General features: G+C 36.5%; 3 protein-coding genes. All 3 read right to left on the reverse strand.

Annotated elements, in window-relative coordinates:
* Positions 1–106: 106 nt before the first annotated feature.
* A complete protein-coding gene (locus EA341_RS00710) occupies positions 107–1210 on the reverse strand; it encodes a peptidase MA family metallohydrolase (protein WP_293010760.1) in 1104 nt (367 codons plus the stop codon).
* A 317-nt stretch (positions 1211–1527) separates the two neighbouring features.
* Positions 1528–2859: a serine hydrolase gene (locus tag EA341_RS00715; RefSeq protein WP_293010761.1), complete on the reverse strand. Its 1332-nt coding sequence runs from the start codon at positions 2857–2859 to the stop codon at positions 1528–1530.
* A 258-nt stretch (positions 2860–3117) separates the two neighbouring features.
* Positions 3118–3770 (reverse strand): hypothetical protein (locus EA341_RS00720; protein ID WP_293010762.1); only part of this gene is annotated, 653 nt, incomplete at its 5' end.

Here is a 3770-nt window from a genome sequence, read left to right on the forward strand (position 1 = left end):
CTTACCCAAGATCTGTAAAAACAAATGCAAGGTCATCTTCTTTTGTTCGTTTCCCCTATAACTCAATTGGGGTAATTTGACTGAATGGCTCATAACGTAGGTTTTATTATTGATTTGTTAGGTAGTTTCTCCATTTCATTTCTAAATCTACCTCAGACAACCCAAAAATATTCTGAAAATCCTCAGGCTGTAATATTAACTTTCTGATAACATCATACCCGTAATTGTTAATTAAAAACTCAACTATAGATGCGGAAAAAACATATCCATTATGATCACCGAACTCGACAGTGCCTGCATAATTTAAAAATTCCCAGCTTGGAATTGAAGCTTGATTAGCACCTTTTAGGATTTCTTTCTTATTTTCTTCAGTCAATTGCCCCGCGTAATAAAAGGCAAATCCTTCATCCAGCCATTTAGGCAAACCAACTTGACCTTGTTCACGCATATTGATGATAACAGCATGGCATAATTCATGAACAATCGATTTTATAAGAGATTTATAATTGTGAACATTTCCTGGGTTCAATGGCGAAACCATCTTCAATTCATTTTTTCCAGCAGCACCTACAACCCAATCAGGAGCATCCTCAATATTAATCGCTTTGTGGAATTCTTTAATATCCGGATAAATAATCACAGCTATTTTATCTGTAAAGCTAGTTTGCATGATGTCAGTAAGTTCTAAAAAATTCTTATCAAGTGTCGTTTCCAAATCATCAAGCACTTTTATATCCTTTTCTTTCAAATAGAAATCAAAGTAATCGTTTGAGTATTGAAGTTGATATGGGAATTTTTTAATTGGGTTGCTGTTATCCAGCACTTCCAATGAAATGGATTCCAAAATTATATTCTGTTTTGATTCACCTTCTTTCCAAACTCCTTCAATTCTTTTTTTGTCAGAACTCAAGATGCCATTGAATTCCGCCATAGCAGCCTCTATTTCAAAGATCACTGAATCTTTTTTCACTTTAATAGCACTAAGGGGTATTCCTTTAATTCCCTTTTCGGGACTACCAACTGTTCCATTCAGTTTTCTGTCATTGTCGTGGCTAATTTCAAACACTAACCTAGGATAATCATCCCCCATTTTAACGGCCCCCATCCAAATTCCTACAATATCATCTGAGCTTACCTTTTGGGCAAAAATATTTCCTTGGCTGACCAAAAAACCTGTCAGAATAAATATTACTACTTTCATCATTTTCATGGTTTTGGTTTAGAATGACGACTTACGTCGGTTAATATGTGAAAAGTAGGTGATTATGAAGCATAAAACTGTCAACCTGCACTGAAGTTCGATACGAGCCAAAACCTTTGAATTTAGTATTGTTCCGCCTGTTTTTATATCCATTATACCATACGTTTTTAATTATAATACGTCAGGTATAATGAAAAGAACATAGCCGATGATGATAGTAAAAATAAAAACAAGGATTGTCTTTGCTTTGCTTATGGTTCTTTGATTTATTTCTGCCATTTCATCTTATTTGTTCAAATTCTCTTTGGGAGATTTAAGCCCTTATTTTACTCTATAGGTTGCTTTTTTTCCAAGTCAAATGACATCCCGCCTTGCTTGAGGTTCATCTTTTCATTTTCTGGATCAAACTCCATTTTCAATCCAGCTTGAGCATAGCTGAATACAAAACCTTCATCATAGGTCAATGGAAATGATGGCTGTCCTGTAGCTTGAGCAAAAAGCCTACTTCCCTCTTTTGTCACAGTGATTTTGAGGGGAAAACTGTCTGCCCCATAAACACCCGTCAGTTTTTCAAGAACATCTTCACTTAATTTTTCTTGGGAAAAAGCCGGAATTTCATAATCCTTCCCAAAATAGGCAGATAAGGTCGCCAAAGCAATATCATTATTATTCATATCGGATCCATTACTTAAAAGCACAAAGGCTAACTTTTCTTCGGGAAAGTAACTGAGCAAGGACCTGAACTCGTCTATCCCTCCACCATGGCCAAATGATTTTTTATCGTAAAAAGGAAATACAAACATCCCAAGGCCCATATTGTCTTTCATTTCCATCATTTGCCCAAGGCTCTCCTGACTGATCAATTTTCCTTCAAACAAAGCATGGATAAAAATTCCCAAATCTTCTGTATTACTGACCATTGCTCCGGCACCCAATGGAATACTCATGTCAGTTTCTGTGCTCTTGGTCCATGTTGATTTCATCTGATAGGAATGGGCTTCGTCGTCAAAAGTCCCTATCCTTTCACCCAGGTAGGTATTGTTCAATTTTAAAGGACCTGTGATTTTTTCTCTAAGCAAATCCTGATAATTCTTTTCAAAAACCGCCTCAACAATCCAGGTCAACAGGACATAATTGGAATTGGAATAGTCACCTTTAGAGTCCGGTTCAAAAATACTTCCCTCTGCAATAATGATCGCAAGCAATTCAGGTTTTGACTTAGTCTCGGTATTCCAGCTCAGGTAATCTGGAGATGAAGTCAGACTGAAAATCCCGGATCTGTGTTGGAGCAAGTGCTTGATGCTGATTTCCCCAGCGTTTTGCACTTCAGGAAAAAAAACATCCAATTTGGTATCAAGATCCAGTAAGCCTGCTTCTATGGCCTGAAGGGTGAGTACTGAAGTAAACATCTTGCTGATGGATCCGACCCTGTATTTGGTCTGAGGATTAGCAGGGATCTGATTTTCCACATCCATAAAACCAACAGTCCTCTGAAATACAGGCTCTCCTGCAACTGACAAACCTACTGAAGCCATGACTTTATCTGCGGATTCCAAAGCATCAAAATAACGGTTCAGCTTTTTATCATCTAAGCTTTGTGCAGATACAGACGTAAATAGAACGGTTATTAAAAATAAGGATAGTGTGATTTTTTTCATTTCTTTGAATTTAGCTGAAATAAAAGTACACCTAATTATTTAAAATTCAGAGCACTTTATAATAGGGTAATAGTAGCCGCATTGTTTCAAGTTTACTAATTAAAGAAACTAGAGTCCAAGAATTACCACATCTAAAACTCCTTTCATAGATACAATAGCGGATTTACGGGCTGTTCACCTCCCCACTGCTACAAAAGCACGCGCCCAGCAGCAAAAGCAAACCTACCACCAAGCCCCCCGAATACTGTCTATACCTAGTTAGTGGTTCGGAATTTTATTCGGATTATTTACAAATTTCATTATCACCTTCATAATTAATGGTCTGATTAATTTATAGATGAGAATTCCAATACCTGCTAATATGAGTATAAAAGCAGTTGGCAAAATTGCTCCAAAGGTATAAGTCATGCCAAGAATAAAGCCTAAAATAAACTCGGAAAAATATATTGGAATAATTAGGCTAAGCGCTAACATGATATAAAGAACATTATCTAAAAAGAGATTGTATCCATTCGTGAAAGAGATCGATATTAAAATCCCGAAGACTAAACCTAATAGAAATAAGCTTAAAATATTAGTTTTTATTATGCTTGTTTGCTTTACCTGCGAAGATTGCTTTCCAATTCTCCTTTCTATCCCACTCAAAAGAAGCCAAGTAAGAATAGGAAGTAATAGTCCGCTCCACCAATTGGAAATTGCCGGTAGGTTTTGTTGGTGAAGAATATGATGGCTTGCGACTCCACCATGAAAATGCTCCCAGAAAAGCAAGGCAAGTATAAAAACCGTTACAATACCTGTAAGGATTAGTTTTATCACTGTGTTGCTTCGTCTTCGGAAAATTGCCTGAGTTATCATAATATTTATCTTTCCTTTCAGATATAATGTCTGATTTACTTCAATTTTCGAGCATC

The organism is Mongoliibacter sp., assembly GCF_007692705.1.
In the GTDB taxonomy this organism is placed as follows: domain Bacteria; phylum Bacteroidota; class Bacteroidia; order Cytophagales; family Cyclobacteriaceae; genus Mongoliibacter.